The organism is Pseudomonas sp. McL0111 (genome assembly GCF_052567255.1).
In genome coordinates this window covers 415699-437037 of the sequence record NZ_CP199585.1, presented here as the reverse complement: position 1 = coordinate 437037, position 21339 = coordinate 415699, and the positions used below count along the sequence as shown (strand labels likewise).

Genomic DNA, 21339 nt, shown 5'->3' with positions numbered 1-21339 from the left:
CCACAGAGAGCCGGGGCAGTTTTGAGAAATGATTAGCGCGTCGAAACCGGGCGTTTTACCCAGACTGGCGACAGGCTGCTGCCGCTGCCGGTGACGTACAGCACCGCTGCTTCACCGCGTTCCAGGGCAACCGGTTTGACGTCGCCGACTTTGGTCGCGCCGTCGTACAGCGCGAGGCTGACTTTCACCGGGTTGATTTCACGCTCGCCACGGCCCTTGGCGGCCACGTTCGGCACCACGTCGGTCTTGCCGTCGGCGGTTTTCAGGGTCAGCGGTTTGTCGCTGAGGTTCTGCACACGCACCAGCGACTTCTGCTTGTTCTTGAATGGCGGCTCTTCGATCAGTTGCGGCGCGCCGGAAGCGTTGTTGACCAAGGTGTAGTAGTGATCACCGGCAAGTTTCACCGGCAGGGTCTGGCTGCCGACCTTGGCGCTGTAATCGCCGCCCGGCATGAAGCTGAAATCGCTGCTGGCCAGTGGCGCAACATCGCTCAGGCTGGTGCTGCCGACCGTCGCGCTGACTTCAGCGTTGCTGGCGTTGTAGATCCGCACGAAGGTCGAGCCTTTCGGTGCGGTCGGGCCGTAGAGCGCGGCGTCGCCACCGGCAAATGCAGGTACGGAAAGCACGCTGAGGCCAGCAACCAGAGCGAAGCTTTTAGCGAGACGACGAGGAGTAGTAGTGAAAGTCATGGTGTACCTCTCTTTCAGTTTTGCGCCCGATCGGGCGTCTCGGATTTAGTGTTGATTGCTACGTTTTGTTGGCGCGCGCCGGCTTGTTTAAGCTCTGCGACCCACTGCGGGTCGGCGTCGCCGATTTCGATGTTCACAGGCAGATATCGTTCAGGAAACTCCCAGATCAGCACCTGTGGCGGGCTGTTCTTGAAGTCATCGCTTTTCAGGTAGCTGAGCATTGGCAGAATCGGGCCGTGGCCGTCTTCGGCGTAATTGACCACGTCGCTGTGCAGCGCTTGCTTGAGCGCACCGACGAAGTTCCAGTTGGGGTTGGCGCTGTAGCTGGTGCCGATCAGTGCGACCGGCACTTCGCTGTTGGCGAACAAAGCGTCGTCACCGGCAGGCTGCTCGGCGGCGGCCACGGTGTTGCGTTTTTGCAGCGGTTCTTGCGCCGGCATCAGGTTTTCGAACAGCGGATCAAGCGGCAGGAACAGACGCAGATCGCCCTTGTGCGTGACCTTTTCCGCAGGCGTGGTGACGAAGCGCTGTGGCTCGCCGCTGAGCGGGAACTTGTCGGCGATGGTTTTCGCCAGGGTATTCGCCGCAATCTCGGCCCCTTCCGGCGTCCAGTGGGTGTCGGTGCGCAGGAACACTTGCTGACCGTTCTGCTTAGCCTGTTGCAATGGCTTGAGCAGGTCAGGGGCGAGGATCTTGTCGGCGGCAACCCGGGCGTGGAAATCCTGATAAAGGTTGGCGTGGATGCTCGCCGGTTTCACTTCACCCAGATGCTCCGGGTACAGGCGAACCTTGGCCGGAACAATCGCCATCACCAGTTTCACGTCTTTGTCTTTAAGGGTCTGGCGCACGCCTTCGACCAGCGCGTAGTTGCCTTGCAGGTTCAGCTCTTCGTTGACGATCGGGTTGAATTCCTCATCGCTGTACAACCACTGATCGCGACCGAGCACCACACCCGGACGACCTTCGTTGAACAGTTTGAAATCCAGCGCGGCCCAGAGATTGGTGCCCAGACGCTTGATCGGAAACTCGTCGTCGTAATGCGTTTCCACGGCTTTGGTCCAGCGACCGTTGAGCACCGTTGCGTCGGCATTGGTGCTGAAGCCGAAGAAGCTGCGCACCGACCACAGACCGAGCACCAGCAAGGTCACCAGAAACAGCGCGATGTAGAAGATGCGTAATGAGCGGGTCATGTCAGATCCCTCAGAACTGGAAGTAAAGGAACGGCGAGAAGCTTTGCGCCGAGAGTTTGAGAATCGAAGCGATGAACAGCAGCAGGATCAGGCCGCGCATCACGTAGCGGGACCAGTTCGCGCTCCAGTACGCCGCTTGCACCTGGGCTTCGACGCCGACGGTGTAGCCAGGCTCGTGGATGCTCGCCGGGTTTTCGCCGGGGGCTGCCTTGATCATTCCCGGGGTCGCAGTGGCAGGGCCATCGGCCTCGACGTTGACTTCAGGTTTGGTCTTGGCCGGCGGTTGATTGGTGTAGAGGTCACGCAGGCCGAAGAACGCCAGCGTTACGTAAGCCACCACCAGTGTTGCCACTTGCAGGCCGGTGAGGCTGGCCTGATTGAGTTCCGACAGCGACCAGTCGCCGAAGCTGAACATCGCGCCGTACATGCGCCCGGCAACGTGCAGGTTCTCGGCACGGAAGATCACCCAGCCCATGACCACCAGCAGGAAGGTCAGCGCCCAGCGAATCGGGTTGAGACTGCGCGGCGACGTGTTCAGGCCCAGCGCTTTTTCAATTGCCAGCCACATGCCGTGCCAGGCGCCCCAGACGATGTAAGTGATGTTCGCGCCGTGCCACAGACCGCCGAGGAGCATGGTCAGGAACAGGTTGCGATAGGTCATCAGCGTGCCTTTACGGTTACCGCCGAGGGTGATGTACAGATAGTCACGCAGCCAGGTGGAAAGGCTGATGTGCCAGCGACGCCAGAACTCGGTGATCGACTGGCTGATGTACGGCTGTTTGAAGTTTTCCATGAAACGGAAACCCATCATCAAGCCCAGACCAATCGCCATGTCGCTGTAACCGGAGAAGTCGAAATACAGCTGCGCGGTGTAGGCCAGTGCGCCGAGCCAGGCATCCCCCGTGGTCGGGTTTTGCAGGGCGAAGCAGTGGTCGGCGACCACCGCGAGGGTGTCGGCGATAAACACCTTTTTGATGAAACCCTGCATGAACCGCGTGCAGCCTTCGGAGAACTTGTCGAGGGTGTGCGTGCGGTTGTTGAACTGGTCGGCGAGGTCACGGAAACGCAGGACCGGGCCGGCAATCAAGTGCGGGAAGATCGCCACGAACGCTGCGAAATCGATCAGGTTGCGGGTGGCCGGGGTGTCGCCGCGATAGACGTCGATGATGTAGCTGATCGACTCGAAAATGTAGAACGAGATACCGATCGGCAACAGCACGTGAGTCAGGATGAACGGCGACAGACCGACCGACGTCATCATCGCGTTGATGCTGTCGACGCCGAAGTTGGCGTACTTGAAGTAGCCGAGGATGCACAGATCCACTGCGACGCCGAGCAACAGCCAGCGCTGCGCCGGTTTGGTTCTGACGCCAGCGGCTCCGACCTTGAGGCCGATCCAGTAATTCCACAGGGTGACGGCTGCGAACAACGCCAGGAAGTCCACCCGCCACCACGCATAGAACACGTAGCTGGCGATCAGCAGCAGCAGATTGCGATAGCGTTGCCCGCTCAGATAGTACAAGCCGAGAAAGATCGGCAAGAACAGAAACAGGAACACGTTGGATGAAAATACCATCCCGATCTCTCCATGTTTGAACCAACAGTCAAGGGCCAAAGCCCCCCCAAACCCCCCACGTAAACCGGAGGGCTAACTCAAATCTCAAATCTCAAACCTGACACCGACCCCTGTGGGAGCGAGCTTGCTCGCGAAAGCGGTGTCTCAGTCGACTTCACTTTTGAATGTCAGACCGTATTCGCGAGCAAGCTCGCTCCCACAGGGTTTATCGGTGCACTCAAGAACCCTTGTTGCCCTTTTCGTGGGACGGGTCGTAGACCTTGGTCAGGTCGCCACCGAGGCGGAAGGTCTTGAACGGCTGCATGCCGTGCTTCTTCTCCAGCACATCCGGCGCGCAGGTGTAGAGCGTGCAGAACGGTTCAAGCCAGGCGAATTTCATGTCCTCTTTCAGGTCGGTCATGTCCTGCTTCTTGCCGTTTTTCTCTTCGAACTCATCCGGGTCTTTAACGCCGGACAACACCCGATCACCCAGACGTTTCAGCGCGCCGTTGTTTTCCTGACGCAAATCCACACCATTGACCTGAGCGAAACTGGCGATCATCGCCAGTGGCGGCAGGGCGTAGTTGTGATAGGCGAGGGCGCGTTGCTGGCGCTTGAGTTCGTTGGGCAGGAAACCGTTGGCATCGACCTGATTGGCGCCGACCTTGTATTCCTTGACCGCCCAATCAAACAGGTCGCGACGGTTGGTCGCGACAGAGGTCGCCATCACCGACCATGCGGCCCAGTACGAGTGGTTGTTGGTTTTTTCCAGCGGCAGGTTGTCCCAGTCGCTGACTACCTGATCGGCCATTTTGCTGAACCAGGCTTCGATCAACTGCGCTTCCTGCTGGTGTTGAGCCAGCGGATGCGAGTCGGAGAACTTCAGGCGAATGTACGAAGAGGCCATGCTGCCCAACGCCCATTTGCGCATCGACTTGCCGGTGTGGTTGAAGTCTTTCGACATCAACGCATCAGCCTTGGCCCACGCGGTCAGCCAGTTCAGCGTGCAATCAAGCTGCTCCGGGCGACCGTCGCGCATGAACTGCATCACCCGTTTGGCGGTGCCGCGTTCCAGCGTGGTGATGTCTTTGGTGGTGTCGCGGAAGGCTTTTTCCGACTGCACATTCAGCGTCGAGCGCGCCTTGTCCGAACCTTCGTATTTGCTGCGAAATTGCAGCGGTCCGGTGTATGGCGCCGGCATCGCATCGCAGCCTTCGCTGTTGTCACCAGTCTTGAATTTATCCACAGGCGCAAAGTAGCCCTGAGGTGGACGCAGTGGCGCGGCGGCCTGAGTGGCTCCAGCGAACATCGCCAGGCTTAACAGGGTGGGTGCCAAAAAGGCTTTCAATTTCGGATTTCGCATAGCAGACCTCATTGCCCGGCCTGAGCGGTTTGTTGCCCAGCGCCCGGGAATACGTTGCGTTTGCAGATTTTCGCTTCGACTTTTTGTGGCGCGGCGCCCGCTTCAGGGCCCTGAACTTCGACCGCCAGCAGGTTTTGCGAGGCCCAGTCTTCGTCCGTGCGCAGCTCAAAGGCGAAACGACCGTCGGTGTCGGAGGTTTCCGGTTTCTCGATCTTGATGTCCTCGTGGCGACCGTTCATGTACCAGAGGGTGGCTTGCAGGGTTTTCACCGAAGTGTCGGCGAAGCGGATGTCGACCTGATGGCTGCTGTTCTGCAGGTTCAGGTTCTTGCTGTTGACCAGCAGCTCTTGTTTGGTGCCGGCCTTGAGGGTGGTGCTGCCGGTCATCTGTGCTTCTTTGCCTTCGCAGCCGTTGTCGAGAAGAGACATCATCTGGCGATAGATGGTTTCCTGATCGAGGCGATACAGCGGCGAGAATTCCCAGATAAGAATCTTCGGTGGAGTCTTCTGGAATTCGTCGCTGCCGAGGTACTGCAACATCGAACCTTCCAGACCGCCGCCGGGGAACGCGACGTTGAGAATGTCGGCGCCAATCGCCTCTTCGAGGAAGCCGGCGAAGTTGTAGTTCTTGCCGCTGTGCGAGGTGCCGACCAGGGTAATTTGCGGGTTGCCGGAATCACCGAACAGATCGCCGTCGCCAGCCTCGCCTTTCGGTTCGGTGGTGAACTGGTCCATGTACTGGATCGCGTAACTGGTGCCGCACAGCTGCCCGGCCATGTTGTGCAGGGTGCCGGTCTTGCCCATGCGCCCGGAGCGTTTGGTCTCGAATTCACGCTTGGGAATATCGGCGAAGGCCGGGATCTGCTTGACCTTTTCGGCAACGATTTTCGCCGTGCGCTGCGCTCCGTATGGCGTCCAGTGCTGGTCGCCACGGAAGTAGAAATCGTGGGCGGGCAGAGTGTCCGGCAGCGATTCGTTGGTCAGCGGCGACAGGTCTGGGACCACGTAACCCATCTGCGCGAAACGGCCGAGCATGGTCTTGTAGTTGCCCAGCGCTTTCTCGTAATCGAACGCGGCTTTTTCCTGCGGGTTGAGCTTGTTGCGGTTTACCAGACCCCGGGTCGGCTGATAGACGATTACCAGTTCGACGCCTTTGGCCTTGAACGCATCGTGCAGCTGTTGCAGGCGTTTGTAGCCGGCCGGGCTGGTGTTGAATTCGGTGCGCAGGTCTTCCTGAGTCCGGAACAACCAGTCGCCTTGCGCCTGCACCAGCGTGGTGAAGTTCTGTTGATAACGCGTGGTGTAATTCTTCGCGTCATGCGCAGCGGGGCACAGGTTGCAGCAAGGCTCGGCGCTGAACTTCGGCGGCGTGGCAGCGCTGGTTTCATCGGCGCGGGCGCCATTGCTGGCCGCCAGAACGCCGAGGGTCAGGGCCGACAGGCTGAGTAATTTGATCATGTGTGGGTGCATAGAATTATCCTCAGTCCCGCATTTCGGTCTGGCGTTCGACAGGGTCGATCAGCACGGCTTTCTGCTGGCGTACCAGCAAGTCGAGAATTTCATCCTGGCGCTCGCCGAGGATGCCGTTGAAGCTGATGCCGCTGGATTTGGTCGGCGCCAGCATCGATACGCGATACAGCTCGACGCTCAAGGGCGAATCGATCGACAGCGGGCCGCTGCCGTTGGCCGCCAGTTCACCGCCAACCACGATCAGCGAAACCTGGGCATCGAACGGGTCGAGCTTGATGTCACGGTCGGTGTCGCTCAGGTCTTTGATGTGGCCGTAGACACCGGTCAGGCCGTTGGCCATGGCGATGTTTTCGTAGAGGCGAATGTTCACGCTGTTACGAATACGGATGCCGTGGCGCTTGTTGCTGATGACCTTGTTGCCCCACAGCAGATTGTCGGCGGACTCGTAGAGGGTGATGCCGTCGGTGTGGTTCTTGTAGATCTCGTTGTAGGCGATGATGTTGTTGACGCTGTTACGGTCGATCACCAGCCCCGAGAGGTGGTTGTCGTAGCTTTTGTTGTTGAAGATGAAGCTGTCGTTCACTTCACGGGAAATAATGATCCCGTGCTTCTTCTTCGTACCGTGCACGGTGTTCTCGGCAATGATCAGACCGTGGGAACGGTCGTGCGGGTCGATGCCGTAGACGATGTTGTCTTTGTAGGTGTTGCCCTTGACCACGAAGTCGCGGGTTTCGTAGCAGTAGAAGCCGTACCACATGTCCGAGAACTCGGAACCGACGATCCAGCCAGTCGGCTCGGGACGCTTGAGCACCTTGGCCATGTTCGGCGTGTACTGGGAAATACTCACGCCGTAGGACTTGCTGTTGGCGTAGCCGAAGCTGGCCATCTTGCTGTTGACGATGTAAGTCTCGGTGCCGCCCCAGGCCAGCAGGAACGGACGGAATTCTTTCGGCGAGCGGAAGGTCGCCGGGCCGTTTTCCTTCTCGCGCCAGCCAGTGATTTTGGTGTCACGCACAAACAACTGACCGTCGTTGACCAAGAACGCCCCGGCCTCTTGCGACAGGCGCAGTTCCTGAGTCTGGCCGTCGATTTCAAGGATGCCCTTGCGGCCAACCACGATCGGCAGCTTCGACAGGTACACGCCCGGCGAGGTCTCGCTGAAATACTGCTTGGGCAGTTTCTTCGCCAGATCCTTGAGGTTCATATAGCCGTCGTCGACGAAGATCGCCTGCGGGATACCGTGCTGACGCACCACCCACTCGGCCATTTTGTTGTCGCCGCCGATGAAGTCCTTCAGGGCGTCTTCCTGCATCATCCGGCGCACGCTGATCTTGCCCGGTTTACTACGGACGATTTTCGCGGCGGCGGCCTCGGCAGTGAAGCCGGACAGGTCAGGCAGTTTCGGCTTGGCCAGTTCCAGCGCCTCGGTCGGCGCGCTGCTGACGGTGTAGGTCTTGGCTTGTTGCAGCTCTTTGGCGGTGGTCACCGGTTTGCCCTGTTGCGGCGCGACCGGTTCGACACTGGCAAAGGCGCTGGCCGAGGCCAGCAGCATCGCGCCGGCCAACAGGCTGATCGAGCCTTTCCTCGTACTGTTCATGTCGGGCACTCCCTTGGCGGTTTGCATCAGAAGCGCCAGATCACGTCGATGAATGCGCGGTGCATGTACGAATCAACCTGGCTGCCATAGGCATCGCCGGGCTTGAACACGCCGCCACGGAAACGTACGAGCGCCGCCGGCTCGTCAATCGACTGGCTCAACGCCGCTGGCAACAGGCCTTGCTTGAAGTACTTGGTGACCACCAGATCCATTTCCTGGCCGAGGTCTTTCTTGCCATCGTCCAGCGGCAGGGAAGTGCTGGAAAGGATCGCGCCGGTCACGTCGTCGGTGTTGTTTTCCACGGCGTTGATGCCGTTGCTGCCGACTGGCTTGTTACCGTCGACGCGCCAGAACTTGTGGTAGATCAGGCTGGCGTCGTACTGGTCGTTGAGCATCCACGAACCGAACAGGGTCGCGGTCTGCATGTTGTTCATTTCGCCACGGAAGGCCTCGCCGAAACGGTGTACGCGCGAGCGAGTACCGGTGTAGTTCGAGCGGTTGCTTTCCAGACCGTTCTGTTCGTAATCGGCGCTGGCGCGGGCATACGCGGCGCCGACTTGCCATTGCGGATCAAGGCGCAGACGCACGCCCAGATCGGTCGCCCAGCCGTTGACGTCCTCGCTGCGTTTGGCCTGGGCCGGCGCGGTGCCGTCGGCGTTCAGCGGGTTGACCGTGTCGCGATCGCCGCTCATGCCAGTGATGCTGCCCCAGTAGTTGACGGTGTTGGTGTTGCGCCAGTTGTAGGCGTCGCTGTCAGCGGTCAGACCGAGCCAGCTGATGTCACCGTTCTGAGTCTTGTCGAGCGAGTCGCGGGGCACGCCCGGCTCGGCGTAATCGAGTTTGCCGTCATCGTGGGTGTGATGACCACGAATCCCGACCCACTGCCCCGGCGTCCACTGGTAAGCGGCATCGGCGTAGGCGTGCAGGCGATCCTTGTCTTTTGGCGCCAGCTCTTTGAGGTCGGTGCGGTATTCGCTGAAGCGTTCGGCGACACCGACGTTGGCACGCAACAGGGTGGTGTCGAAGGTCCAGTTCAGCGCTTCGATGTTGGTGTCGCGCCACTGTCCGTCGTCGTTGCGCAGGCGCTGGCGACCGAACTTGAGCATCTCGCCCGGGTACGGCGTCAGGCCGCTGTAGCCGACCCAGAACTCACGCATCGCCAGGTAGTTTTTCTTGGTCTTGCGGTCGCCGTTGTCGGTGCTCTGGGTACCGTCGCTGTCGGACTGTTGCAGGGTGTCGGTCTCGATGATGTCGGTCGAGGTCACGGCCTGGCCCATGGCGTAGGCACTCCACGCGCCGCTCTCGCCATAGACCCATGGACGCAGGTCGAGGCCGACACCGTTGACGTCGCCACCCTTGGCGGTGCCGAGGTCACGGTCGTCTTCGGACTGGCCGGTGATTTTCACTTCGAGGCCGAAGTTCTTGGTTTCGGTGATCGCCGCCAGTGTCGGGCAAGACCAGATCAGCGCGAACGTGAGGCCAATGCCGGCCTTCACAAAGGGATTCAACTTCATAGGGATTCCTCGCCGTCTTCTTCTTGCAGGGCGTGCAGTTGCAGCGTGCTCTGGTTCAGGGCGCCACGGCTGGCCTGCTCCTGTTGCAACAGGCGCTGGGCTTCGGCCAGACGCTCGGGCGGCAGTTGCGCTGCAAGGGTGGTCGCCAGCTCATCGGCTTGCGGGGTGTTTTGTGCCTTGGCCAATTGGCTGAACACATAGGCGTTGAGCGGATCGGGCTTGGTGCCCTTGCCTTGGGAAAACAGTTGGGCGATGGCGAAATCGGCGCTGTTCTGGCCGTTGCGCGCAGCCGTCAGCAGATGGTCGAGGGCTTTCTGCGGATAGACCTTGCCCAGATAACCACGACGATAGATCTGGCCGAGGTAGTAGTCGGCGGCGACTTCGCGGCCGACGGCTTTCTGGAAATGTTCTTCGGCGACTTTCGCATCCGCCGGGACCATTTTGCCTTCGTAGTAGAGCTTGCCCAGCAACAGCTCGGCGCGCGGCTGGTCGGCGGCGCGGCCGTTGTCCAGGTACTTCATCATCTGATCGACGTCGCCCAGTTCGGGGAAGTCGTAAAGCAGTTGCGCGAGGGTCACCCACGACGCCGGATAACCCGGAGCAATCGGTTCGAGCAACGACTGCGCGGTTTTTTCGTCGGTCTTGCCGAGAGTCGAATCGGCCAGCACGCGAGCAACCGAATCCACGCGCTGAGCAGTGACGGTGCCACGGCTGTAACCGGCCTGCATCTGCTTGATCAGCTCGGCTTGTTGCTCGGGCTGGGCGCGTTTCTGATAGACCGTGGCCAGTTCGACGTAGCAGATGTCGGTGGTGTTGAGCGCGGCTTTGCAGATCTTTTCCACGTCATCCAGATGCTGGTCGTAAGTGCCTTGAGTGCGATACAGCAGCACCTGCGCCAGACCCGCTTCCGGGTAACCGGATTTACGCCATTGATCGATCTGCTGCTGGGCGTTGATGTTCGGGAAGCTGTGCGGGTATTGCAGATACAACATGGCCAGCGGGATCAGCGTGTTGCCTTCGCCATTGGCCGCCGCTTTTTTCAGCAGGACTTCGGCTTCGTGGTGTTCGGCTTCGGTGGAGCCCGGTTTGGCCACCAGCAAACGACCGAGACGAGCCTGCGCCCGTGGCGACACATCGGCAGCGGCGCGGTAGGTCGCTTCGGCTTGTTTCATCTGCGCCGGATCACGGCTGTCAACCTGGATATCGGCGAGGCCGACTTGCGCTTCGCTGTAACCCAGATCGGCCAGTTGCTGATAGTTCTGCGCAGCGGTGGCGGTGTCGCCACGTTTGAGCGCTTCGTTGGCCAGACGCTGGTCGGGCAGGCCGGCACAACCGGCGAGGCTCACCGCCAATGCCAACGAGCAAACCATCAATCCCATGTGGGAGCCAGCCTGCTGGCGATGCAGGCGACGCGGTGTTCCAGCAATACCGCAATGATCCAATCGCTGGCAGGCCAGCTCCCACAGGGATCGCGATGTATTCAGGATGGGTGGAGTAGTCACAGGCATGTCCTCGACTTAAAGACCGGCAGCCATGGCTTTGTCGATCAGCCAGTTCAGGTTCGGGCCACGGTCGCTGTTCACTTCCACCGGGCGGCCGGCGAAGGTGCTGTCGAGTGGTTCGTCCGGCTGGATCTGTACGCGGATGTCGGAGGACAGGTCGGCGCTTTTCAGGCTGGTGCTGCTGACGATCTTGCCGGTGCGGGTCTTGTCTTCGCCGGCGATCTGGAAGCTCACTGGCGTACCCGGACGCACGTCGCCGAACTGGCGATAGGAGAAGCGCGCATCAACCGTGGCCTGGGTGTTGCGCGGCACAAGTTGGAAGATCACATCGCCCTTGCTCGCGTACTGACCGTCGGCCACCAGTTGCTGGGCCACGGTGCAATCGCACGGCGAAGTCAGGGTGCCGGTCATCTGCTTGCCGAACAGTTCTTCAACCTTGGCCGGCTGCAACTGGTCTTCGTCGAGATGGCCCTTGAGCACGTCGAGCATGCTGGTGCTGAAGGTCGCCAGCGGTGCGCCTTTGGCGGCGACACCGTCGGACTTGATCAGGCTCTGCACGGTGCCGTCACGCGGCATGGTGATGTTCATGCCCGGCACGCTGACCAGACCGGCCTGCGCATGGCTGACGAAGTACATGCCGTACACCGATTTGAAAATGAAACCCGCCGCGACCAGACCGACCGCGAAGATCCCGGCGCTGAACGTCACCGCTTTCAGGCGCCCGAACGGGGTCATGCCGGAGCCACCGTCCTTGACCTTGCGCGCCTTGGTGAAGTTATCGCGCTGCAAGGTCGCGAGCACTTCGCCGATGCTGACGATGTCGCCGGACAGGTGCGAAGTGATCAGGTGGCGCAGGGTCGAAATGTCCTGCTGTTCGAGGTTCTGGAACTGGCAACCGACGCGGCCGGTCTGGCGGTCGTAGGAACGCACTTGCAGTTCGACATCCATGGCCAGGCCGAGGTTATCGATGACGAATTGCAGACGCGCCTTGTACACCTCGCCGATGGTCAGCGGCAGTTGGCCGGCGTTGAACGCCAGGCCCCCGGCGGACAGGTCGATGACCCGCGCTTCGACGGGTGTCCGGTCGGGACCGAAGAAGCGCAGCTTGGCCGGGATTTTCACTCGGGCGTGTTGGCGCTGGGCTTCGGATTCATGCACTACGTTGGCGTTCACGGCGGTATTCATAGGGGCGATTTCCTTGTTAATTCAATAGGGGCGGGTCAGACCATCATCAGCAGCACGGCGACGAAAATGCTGCCGGCGGAGAAGGTCATGGTCCGAGACGACCAGGTGTTGAACCAACGTTGAAAGCTGGCGAGATCACGGGTCAGGGAGGTGGGTTGGCGAGTCCAGGATTGTTGGTCGAGGCGGAAGAACACGTAGATCTTCACCAGCGCGCCGACGATCTGGTTGTAATAGAGAATCACCGGGTAGGCCGGGCCGACACGGTGACCGGAACACGACAACAGCAAGGTCAGAATCAGGCGGGTGATGCCGATCCACAGCAGGTAAACCAGGATGAAAGCGGTGCCGTATTTGAAGCTGGCGATGATCGCCACGGTCAGGCCGAGCAACGAAGTCCACATCGATACGCGCTGGTCGAACAGCACCACCGAAGTAAACGCGCCGAGGCGTTTCACACCCAGGCCCAAGGCCCGGGAGTTCTGCCGCAGGTTGTTGCCATACCAGCGGAACATCAGTTTGCGGCTGGCCTTGATGAAGCTTTTTTCCGGCGGGTGTTCAACGGTGTTGATCGCCGCGTCAGGCACGTAGAAGGTGTCGTAGCCAAGGCGCATCAGGCTGAACCAGCTCGACTTGTCGTCGCCGGTCAAGAACTTGAAACGACCCAGACGCCAGTGTTGCAGCGAGTCGCTCTCAACGTCGGCGATGAATTCCGGGTTGGTCACTACGGTGGCGCGGAACACTGACATGCGACCGGTCATGGTCAGCACGCGCTTGGACAGGGCCATCGAGCACATGTTGATGTGACGCTGGGCGAAACGCAGCTTGTGCCATTCGCTCATGATGTAGCCGCCGCGCACTTCGCAGAACTCGTTGGTGGTCAGGCCGCCGACGTTGCCGAACAGCTGGAACCACGGCACGGTCTTGCGCACGGTGCCTTCGCCGAGCACGGTGTCGCCATCGATTACGGCAACCACTGCGCGGTCGTCCGGCAAGTGACGGGAGATCGCACGGAAGCCGTAAGCCAGGCCATCGCGCTTGCCGGTGCCGGGAATACGCACGAAGTCGAGCTTGACCCGCTCCGGCGGATTCATCCGGGCCCACATCGCCTTGACCAGCAACTCATCGGACATTTCAACGATGGAGCAGACCACGGTGGTCGGCAGTTCGCAGTCGATGGCTTCGCGGATCACCGAGCTATAGACCTGCGCTGTGGTCAGCGCGTCGATACGGAAACTGGTGACCATCAGAAACACATGCGACGGGTCCGCCGATTTACCCAGCTTGCGCACTTTGCGGCGCAGGTGCGGGTAGACGATGTAGAGAAAAATCATGCCGCGCACAAAGTGCGTTGCACCCATCGAGTAGCGCCAGATACCTACGGCGCCAATCAGGAAAATGAAGTCCTTCGACTCGGAGTCGAATGTGGACGTGGGCAGCATCAACGCCAGGCCCATCAACAAACTGAGGTAAAACAGCCAACCGGCGGCCTGAAGTAGGCCGTGCTTTAGCCTGTGCATAATCTGCATCCGTCTCTATCTCGGGCGAGCCGTTTGGGTGGCCCGATGGGGTTAAGGCAGGCGAAGAACCGGCCGGGGTTCAAGCCCCGGCCGGAAGGCTGACTTACCAGCAGATACCTTCGGTGCGAGTACCGGTGTCGGTCGCTTTGGCCATGAAGCCCACCAGGTCGATGACCTGTTTGCCGTGTGGTGCTTGCTGGGCCAGCGCGCGGAACTTCTCGTCGCGGTTGCCGAGGATGATCACGTCGGAGTTGTCGATCACCGAGTCGAAGTCCGAGTTGAGCAGGGACGAAACGTGCGGGATCTTCGACTCGATGTACTCCTTGTTCGCGCCGTGAACACGGGCGTACTCGACGTTGCTGTCGTAGATGCTCAGGTCGAAGCCCTTGCCGATCAGCATCTCGGCCAGTTCCACCAGCGGACTTTCGCGCAGGTCATCGGTGCCGGCCTTGAAGCTCAGGCCGAGCAGGGCGACTTTGCGTTTGTCGTGGCTGGAAACGATGTCGAAGGCGTTCTGCACTTGCGATTCGTTACTGCGCATCAGCGAGTTGAGCAGCGGTGCTTCGACGTCCAGCGAACCTGCGCGGTAGGTCAGAGCGCGCACGTCTTTCGGCAGGCACGAACCGCCGAAGGCGAAGCCCGGGCGCATGTAGTACTGGGACAGGTTGAGGGTCTTGTCCTGGCAGACCACGTCCATCACTTCGCGGCCATCGACGCCGACCGCTTTGGCGATGTTGCCGATCTCGTTGGCGAAGGTCACTTTGGTTGCGTGCCAGACGTTGCAGGTGTACTTGATCATCTCGGCAACGGCGATGTCCTTGCGGATGATCGGCGCGTCGAGTTCTTCGTACAGCGATTGCAGAACGTCGCCCGAGGCCTTGTCGAACTCGCCGATGACGGTCATCGGTGGCAGGTCGTAGTCCTTGATCGCGGTGGATTCACGCAGGAACTCAGGGTTGACCGCAACGCCAAAATCGACGCCGGCCTTCTTGCCCGAGCAGTCTTCGAGGATCGGGATCACCACGTTGGCAACGGTGCCCGGCAACACGGTGCTGCGCACCACGATGGTGTGGCGGGTGGATTTCTCACGCAGGACAAAACCGATCTCGCGGCACACCGCTTCGATGTAGTTCAGTTCCAGGTCGCCGTTCTTCTTGCTCGGCGTGCCAACGCAGATCATCGACAGGTCGGTGTCGCGAATCGCCTCGGCGAAGTTGGTGGTGCCACGCAGACGACCGGTCTCGATCCCCTGAGCCAGCAACTCGCCCAGACCCGGTTCAACAATCGGCGACTTGCCGGCGTTGATCATGTCGATCTTGTCTTTGGCAACATCGACGCCAACCACGTCATGGCCCCGTGCAGACAGGCAACCGGCACATACTGCGCCAACGTAACCCAAACCAAATATGCTGATGCGCATCGCAATTACCTCTGTATATATCAGGCCGCTAGAGGGCCGGAGTTAATGGTGTTCAGCGGTCATAGTGCACTCGAAAGTGCGGCTTACAGGCGCCACAATGCCGTGTGCAGGCATACATAAGTTCGAGTGTCTAAATAAGTGCACTCAAGGTGTGCGCAACTAGGCCTTGTTGTTATGACTTGCCCTTTTTTGCAGCCGATCTTTCGTTTGAAAGATATTCGTGCAGTCGTATAACGCGCTCGAGTGGCCGGCATAAAGCCCGCAGATCAAGCGGTTGGGTGCTACGGTGAGCACGGTTATAGGGGCGCGGCCTTGGCCTTGTAGGGGATATTAATGATGCGTATCTCCTGTCCTTCAAGTTGCTTTCAGACTGGTTAGTCATCTAGGCAAGTTAGTGTGACAACTTGGTTATATGGCTGTCTGTCTTGCGTAAGTTATCTCGTACAAACTCGGCGAGAATCGTTACCGGTGGTATGAGCTATGCATTTGGACATAGTTCCTGTCCGCTCATCGCGAAATCTGAAATTTTTTGAAATATTGTCAAAGATGGCACTGGTCTCAATTTGATAGCACTTTCGATTTCGCCCTTTATTAATAGGCAGATACTAGCGTGAGATATTTTTGTGCCACTACCGTGAAAAAATTTACGTGCCACTACTGAAAAAAATCACGGCTGTCGAGTGAAACTAAAATTAGAATTGGGTGGGACGAATTAATGGCGCCAATAAAACGGCGAAATGAGGCGAGGGTTTTTTGACATCGTGCGAGGTGCACGACTCTTTATATAAAGAGTCGTGCAATGGACATGCTTTATTCCGGTGCGTGGTCGCGCAAAAACACCAGATTGTCCGGTTTCGATTGCTCGGCGCTGTAGCGATAACCCTGCACGTCGAACTGTTTGAGGGCGGCCGGATCGTTGATGCGTTCCTGAATCACGAAGCGGCTCATCAGGCCACGGGCCTTTTTCGCGTAGAAGCTGATGATCTTGTACTGGCCGTTCTTGAAATCGCGGAATTCGGTGTTGATGATCCGCGCGTTCAAGGCGTTGCGTTTGACCGCCGAGAAGTATTCGTTGGAGGCCAGGTTCAGCAGCACGTCATCGCCCTGATCGGCGAGTGCCTGGTTCAGCCATTCGCTGATCTGCGTGCCCCAGAAGGCGTACAAATCCTTGCCACGGGCGTTGGCCAGTTTGGTGCCCATTTCCAGTCGATACGGTTGCATCAGATCGAGCGGGCGCAGCAGACCATACAGGCCGGAGAGCATGCGCAAGTGTTGTTGCGCGTAGTCGAAATCGGCTTCGCTGAAGGATTGTGCGTCGAGACCGGTGTAGACGTCGCCCTTGAAGGCCAGCAGTGCCTGCTTGGCGTTTTCCGGGGTGAAGGCTGGCGTCCAGCTGCCGAAACGCGCGGCGTTGAGCCCGCCGATCTTGTCGGAGACGTGCATCAACTCGCTGATCTGCGCCGGGCTCAACTCGCGCAATTGCTGGATCAGCTCCTGGGAATGGTCCAGGTATTGCGGCTGGGTGAAGCGCTGGGTCGCCGGCGGTGTTTCGTAATCGAGGGTCTTGGCGGGGGAAATCACCATCAGCATGAAGTCGTCTCCTTTAATCGTGGGGGCGATTCTAGGGGGTTGGGGCGGATGACTCCAGCTATCAGGCTCATAGGTGATCGACGGCGACGCCGACGAAACTCTTGGCAATCATCCCTGTGGCGAGGGAGCTTGCTCCCGCTCGAGCGCGCAGCGGTCGCAAAATATCTTTGGGCCTGCTGCGCAGTCCAGCGGGAGCAAGCTCCCTCGCCACAGATTCCGTCATCCTCAGGAGTGTGGGTGTCTTATCAGCTATAGTGCCGCGCGGGTTTTGTTATGGAGACACCCCTTTGCGCATTGTTCTTTTATTCACCGTGTGGCTGTTGAGCTTCGGTGCCCTGGCGGCACCGGGCGATCCGGCGACGCTGGATCGCAGCACCTGGCCCGAGCAGTTCGGCAATCCGACCCTGTTCGACGTGGCGTCGCGGGCGGAAATCCTCATGTTCGCCCGTGGCTTGTTGGGCACCGAGTCGATGGACGAAGCCGCACTGGCCCAGCGCCTGGGGCTGCGCACGATCAATCTGGATGCGATCAACAGCTTGCGCCAACGCCTCTGGCAGCGGTTGTTGACCAGCTACAACTTCGCCCAGCAAAGCTGCGATCAGGACGCCTCGTTCTGTTTCCTCGTCGAGGACATGCCGACCTTGCGCGAGCAGGCTGCGAAGTTCGTGGTCAGCGACGACAGCTACTACACCAGGTGGGCCGAGCCGAGCCGGATCTTCCATTTGCAGTATCTGGACGAACTGATGCGCAAGGCTGCGTTGTCGCCGCAGACCAGCAGCGAAGTCGATCGTTTCGGCGACTACGAGCGTAACGGCGACGACATGCACGATCGCCTGTTTCTGCTGAGTTTCGACAGCGCGGCGAATGTGCTGCCGGACAATACCGAGTGGCTCGCCGACTACCTGCGCAAGTCGAACCTCACGGGCACCTTCTTCGTGTTGGGCAAGGATATTCAGGCGCGTCTGGCGGGTAATTCGGTCAGCAGCCTGCAATCGACATTCTCCAGACAATGCGTCGGCGTGCAGGGCTGGGAGTTCCGCTCCCACAGCTATTGGCAGGACTGGCAGGATTCGGTGCGCCGGAGCGCCGATCTGGTGAAGAACAAACTGCCGGAAAACTACGTGCCGCTGTTCCGTCCGCCGGATGGCCAGCGCCGCAGTGATGCGCAGGGCTTCTTCAACAGTCAGGGCTTGCAAGTAGCGCTATGGGACATCGATGCCCAGGACGGCGCCGGCAAACTCAAGGGCCCGGCGAGCGCACAGCGGGTGCTGACTTTGATGCTGTTGTGGCGTCACGGGGTGATCAATTTCAACAGCAAACAGGATGCGGTGAAGACTGCGTTGCCGTGGCTGATCACCCAGACCGCGCAAAGCGGTATCGGTTGGGAAGACTGTCAGGACGCATTTCGCTGATAAACGGCAAGAGCCCGTAAACATTGGGCTTGGGGTGAATTTTTCAGAGGAATCGATGCAGGCGGACTTCCGACTCTAACGGTGTCGCGGGAGTCCGCCAAGGGCTTTTCGTCACTTTGCAAAATAAACTTAAAAAAACCGTCAAAGTGCTTTTTTATGTCATGGGTTTTGGAGTATTACGAAGACAGACCGCCGAAACCTGCAACACAGGTGGCGTCTTCCAAGACCCATTTTGTGTGCAGTTCACCTGCCATCCTGACGAGGGCACTGCAGGTGGATTCGGCAGTCACTTCGAGGCGCAGCACCGCCGAGGTATTGCGTCGAATGGCTCCCACAAAGGTGACCGAGTATGGATGATCACGGACGTAGCCCTTCCTCCAACCAGCCAATCCTTTATGTACTCGATACCAACGTACTGATTCACGATCCAAACGCCCTGCTGAATTTCGAAGAACACCACGTTGCGCTCCCGATGACCGTGCTTGAAGAGCTGGACAAGCTCAAGAGCGGGCATCACAGCGTGGCCGCCGAGTGCCGTCAGGCAATCCGCCTGATCGACAAGACCCTGGGCGACGCTTCCCCCGAAGATGTCGAACTGGGTGTGCCGATTCAACGCGGCAAGGGCGGGCCGAAGGGTTTGCTGTCGATTCTGATGAGCAAGCAGGCCGAGTCGAGTCTGATTCTGCCCGAGCATCTGAACGACAACAAAATCATCAACCAGTTGATCGATCTGCACGCACGCGATCCGAAAAAACCTGTGGTGCTGGTCACCAAAGACATCAACATGCGCCTCAAGGCGCGTGCCTGCGGGATTGCGGCCGAGGACTACAGCACCGACCAACTGGTCGATGACGTATCGCTGCTGCCGAACGGTTACCACAACATGACCGGCTCCTTCTGGGACCGCGTGAGCAAGGTCGAAACCCGTCAGGATCACGGCCGCACCTGGCATCAGGTGCAACTGATCGACAACCTGCCGGCGGTGCATATCAACGAGTTCATCATCGATGAACAGGGCTTCGTTGGCTGGATCAAGGAAATCGAAGAAGACCGTCTGCTGATACTCGATCTGCATCAAGAACCGCTGTTGCACCAGGAGGCTTGGGGGCTCAAGCCGCGTGACATCTATCAAAGCCTGGCGCTGTATGCCTTGCTCGATCCGGACATCCATCTGGTCAACCTGTCCGGTGCTGCCGGCTCCGGTAAAACCATTCTGGCGCTGGCCGCTGCGATTGAGCAGACGATGGTCAGCAAACGCTATCGCCGCATCATCGCCACTCGCAGCGTCCAGGGGCTGGATCAGGAAATCGGCTTCCTGCCCGGCACCGAAGCGGAAAAAATGGAGCCTTGGCTGGGCGCCATCACCGACAACCTCGAAGCCTTGCACATGGATGATGAAAACACCCATGGCAGCGTCGATTACATCCTCAGCAAAGTGCCTTTGCAGTTCAAATCGCTCAACTACATTCGCGGTCGCAGCTTCCAGCAGAGCCTGATCCTGATCGACGAATGCCAGAACCTCACGCCGCACCAGATGAAAACCATCATCACCCGGGCCGGCGCCGGTTCCAAAGTGGTGTGCCTGGGCAACCTGGCACAGATCGATACCCCTTACCTGTCCGCGACCAGTTCCGGGCTAACCTACCTGACCGAACGCTTCAAGGATTTCCCCAACGGTGTGCACATCACCCTGCAAGGGGTGCCTCGCTCGATCCTGGCCGAATACGCCGAAACGCATCTGTAAGTGCTGCAAACGAAACCGGGCGGCCCAACAGCCGCCCGGTTTTTTATGGAAAAACATAAATCCTGTGGGAGCGTGGCTTTTCCGCGAATGCAGCAACTCGGTCTGCCTGCCAAACCGCAGCGCCTGAATCGCGGGCAAGCCACGCTCCCACAGGTTTAGAGGTGATTTCATATTCAATGATGCGGAAATTTGACCCGCAGGTTTACAATCGGCGCTCCTGATCAGGAGTAATCCCGTGCTGACTCATCTCGATTCCCAAGGTCGCGCCAACATGGTCGACGTCACTGAAAAAGCCGTGACGTTCCGTGAAGCGACGGCTCAAGCGCTGGTGCGCATGCTCCCCGAAACCCTGCAAATGATCGTCAGTGGCGGTCATCCGAAGGGCGACGTGTTTGCCGTGGCGCGCATTGCCGGCATTCAGGCAGCGAAGAAAACCAGCGATCTGATTCCCCTGTGCCATCCGCTGATGCTCACTGGCGTCAAGGTCGAACTCAGCGCAGAAGGCGACGACACCGTACGCATCGTCGCCCGCTGCAAACTGTCCGGGCAGACCGGCGTCGAGATGGAAGCGCTGACCGCTGCCAGCGTCGCGGCACTGACCATCTACGACATGTGCAAAGCCGTGGACCGTGGCATGACCATCGAGAGCGTGCGTCTGCTGGAAAAGGTCGGCGGCAAGAGCGGGCATTTTCAGGCGGAGCAGCCATGAACCTGACCGTGAAGTTTTTTGCCCGTTACCGTGAAGCGCTGGGCGTGGACTCGGTCAAGGTCGAGGGCGACTTCGCCACCGTCGATGACGTGCGTGCATTGCTGGCCCAGCGTGACGGCGCAGAAGTGCTGAGCGAGCAGAACCTGATGTGCGCGCGCAACGAAGACCTGTGCCAGCTCGACGAGCCGGTGGTCGATGGCGACGAAGTGGCGTTCTTCCCCACCGTAACCGGAGGCTGAGCCATGGCGATTCGTGTGCAGTCCACCGCGTTCGACCCGGGCGCCGAAGTCAACGCGATGCACGCGGCCAATGTCGGCGTCGGTGCGGTGGTGAGTTTTGTCGGCTACGTGCGCGACTTCAATGACGGGCTGGATGTGGCGGGGATGTTCCTTGAACACTATCCCGGCATGACCGAAAAGGCCCTCGGCAAGATTGCCGTCGAAGCTGAACAGCGCTGGCCGCTGTTGAAGCTGGAAGTGCTGCATCGGATTGGCGCGCTGGAGCCGGGCGAACCGATCGTGTTTGTCGCTGCCGCCAGCGCGCATCGCCAGGCTGCGTTCGATGCTTGCGCCTTCGTCATGGATTACCTGAAAACCCGTGCGCCGTTCTGGAAGAAAGAAAACACCAGCGACGGCCCGCGTTGGGTCAAAGGGCGTGACAGCGATCATGCCGCTGCGGATCGCTGGAAAAAGTAACTCCTGCTGCGCTCTCCAGTCAGTCATCGCGAGCAGGCTCGCTCCCACAGTTGGAATGCATTCCTCTGTAGGAGTGAGCCTGCTCGCGATAGCGTCATCCGCAACACAAAATCCTCCAGCCCTGTCCAATTGACGCAATGTACATAAAAGTCCAGTATGGATTTACAAGTACAAAATAAGCGTTCACC

Annotated in this window: 17 protein-coding genes; 5 read left to right on the top strand and 12 right to left on the bottom strand. The window is 59.4% G+C overall.

The window, feature by feature from the left end:
* Positions 1 to 32 precede the first annotated feature (32 nt).
* The 12 genes from ACTWLJ_RS02110 to yaaA all read right to left on the bottom strand — a co-directional run bounded on the left by ACTWLJ_RS02110 (position 33) and on the right by yaaA (position 16591).
* On the bottom strand, positions 33 to 689 hold the full coding sequence (locus ACTWLJ_RS02110) for an alginate O-acetyltransferase AlgF (protein ID WP_401217132.1): 657 nt from the start codon (positions 687 to 689) through the stop codon (positions 33 to 35).
* A gap of 14 nt (positions 690 to 703) precedes the next feature.
* The gene (locus ACTWLJ_RS02105) at positions 704 to 1879 is read right to left on the bottom strand and encodes an alginate O-acetyltransferase (protein WP_445179700.1); all 1176 of its coding nucleotides are present in this window, start codon (positions 1877 to 1879) and stop codon (positions 704 to 706) included.
* A gap of 10 nt (positions 1880 to 1889) precedes the next feature.
* Positions 1890 to 3455, bottom strand: coding sequence for an MBOAT family O-acyltransferase (locus tag ACTWLJ_RS02100; protein WP_445179699.1), 1566 nt, complete (start codon positions 3453 to 3455; stop codon positions 1890 to 1892).
* Between the two features lie 217 nt (positions 3456 to 3672).
* Positions 3673 to 4797, bottom strand: coding sequence for a mannuronate-specific alginate lyase (locus ACTWLJ_RS02095; RefSeq protein ID WP_401221376.1), 1125 nt, complete (start codon positions 4795 to 4797; stop codon positions 3673 to 3675).
* Positions 4798 to 4805: 8 nt separating this feature from the next.
* Positions 4806 to 6266 (bottom strand): alginate O-acetyltransferase, encoded by a 1461-nt coding sequence (locus ACTWLJ_RS02090; protein ID WP_445179698.1) that lies wholly within the window; start codon positions 6264 to 6266, stop codon positions 4806 to 4808.
* 10 nt (positions 6267 to 6276) lie between these two features.
* The gene (gene algG / locus ACTWLJ_RS02085) at positions 6277 to 7863 is read right to left on the bottom strand and encodes a mannuronan 5-epimerase AlgG (protein WP_445179697.1); all 1587 of its coding nucleotides are present in this window, start codon (positions 7861 to 7863) and stop codon (positions 6277 to 6279) included.
* A 26-nt stretch (positions 7864 to 7889) separates the two neighbouring features.
* Positions 7890 to 9377, bottom strand: a complete 1488-nt coding sequence (locus ACTWLJ_RS02080) for an alginate export family protein (protein ID WP_445179696.1) — start codon at positions 9375 to 9377, stop codon at positions 7890 to 7892.
* Positions 9374 to 10885: an alginate biosynthesis TPR repeat lipoprotein AlgK gene (gene algK, locus ACTWLJ_RS02075; protein ID WP_445179695.1), complete on the bottom strand. Its 1512-nt coding sequence runs from the start codon at positions 10883 to 10885 to the stop codon at positions 9374 to 9376. Before algK ends, ACTWLJ_RS02080 begins: the two co-directional genes overlap by 4 nt.
* A 9-nt stretch (positions 10886 to 10894) precedes the next feature.
* Complete coding sequence (locus tag ACTWLJ_RS02070; protein ID WP_401220823.1) at positions 10895 to 12064, bottom strand: PilZ domain-containing protein; 1170 nt, start codon at positions 12062 to 12064, stop codon at positions 10895 to 10897.
* A 35-nt stretch (positions 12065 to 12099) separates the two neighbouring features.
* Positions 12100 to 13581 (bottom strand): mannuronan synthase, encoded by a 1482-nt coding sequence (gene alg8, locus ACTWLJ_RS02065; RefSeq protein ID WP_445179694.1) that lies wholly within the window; start codon positions 13579 to 13581, stop codon positions 12100 to 12102.
* A 103-nt stretch (positions 13582 to 13684) separates the two neighbouring features.
* The gene (locus ACTWLJ_RS02060; RefSeq protein WP_445179693.1) at positions 13685 to 15001 is read right to left on the bottom strand and encodes a nucleotide sugar dehydrogenase; all 1317 of its coding nucleotides are present in this window, start codon (positions 14999 to 15001) and stop codon (positions 13685 to 13687) included.
* An 810-nt stretch (positions 15002 to 15811) separates the two neighbouring features.
* The gene (yaaA, locus tag ACTWLJ_RS02055; RefSeq protein ID WP_401220815.1) at positions 15812 to 16591 is read right to left on the bottom strand and encodes a peroxide stress protein YaaA; all 780 of its coding nucleotides are present in this window, start codon (positions 16589 to 16591) and stop codon (positions 15812 to 15814) included.
* A 287-nt stretch (positions 16592 to 16878) separates the two neighbouring features.
* On the opposite strand from yaaA, the gene ACTWLJ_RS02050 reads away from it, so the two are divergent.
* From ACTWLJ_RS02050 to moaE, 5 genes are all read left to right on the top strand, one after another.
* Complete coding sequence (locus ACTWLJ_RS02050) at positions 16879 to 18003, top strand: polysaccharide deacetylase family protein (protein ID WP_445179692.1); 1125 nt, start codon at positions 16879 to 16881, stop codon at positions 18001 to 18003.
* 349 nt (positions 18004 to 18352) lie between these two features.
* Positions 18353 to 19747 (top strand): PhoH family protein, encoded by a 1395-nt coding sequence (locus tag ACTWLJ_RS02045; RefSeq protein ID WP_445179691.1) that lies wholly within the window; start codon positions 18353 to 18355, stop codon positions 19745 to 19747.
* Between the two features lie 235 nt (positions 19748 to 19982).
* A complete protein-coding gene (gene moaC, locus ACTWLJ_RS02040; protein ID WP_445179690.1) occupies positions 19983 to 20456 on the top strand; it encodes a cyclic pyranopterin monophosphate synthase MoaC in 474 nt (157 codons plus the stop codon).
* The gene (locus tag ACTWLJ_RS02035) at positions 20453 to 20695 is read left to right on the top strand and encodes a MoaD/ThiS family protein (protein ID WP_016985014.1); all 243 of its coding nucleotides are present in this window, start codon (positions 20453 to 20455) and stop codon (positions 20693 to 20695) included. Before moaC ends, ACTWLJ_RS02035 begins: the two co-directional genes overlap by 4 nt.
* A gap of 3 nt (positions 20696 to 20698) precedes the next feature.
* Positions 20699 to 21151, top strand: a complete 453-nt coding sequence (gene moaE, locus ACTWLJ_RS02030; RefSeq protein WP_445179689.1) for a molybdopterin synthase catalytic subunit MoaE — start codon at positions 20699 to 20701, stop codon at positions 21149 to 21151.
* Positions 21152 to 21339: the final 188 nt, after the last annotated feature.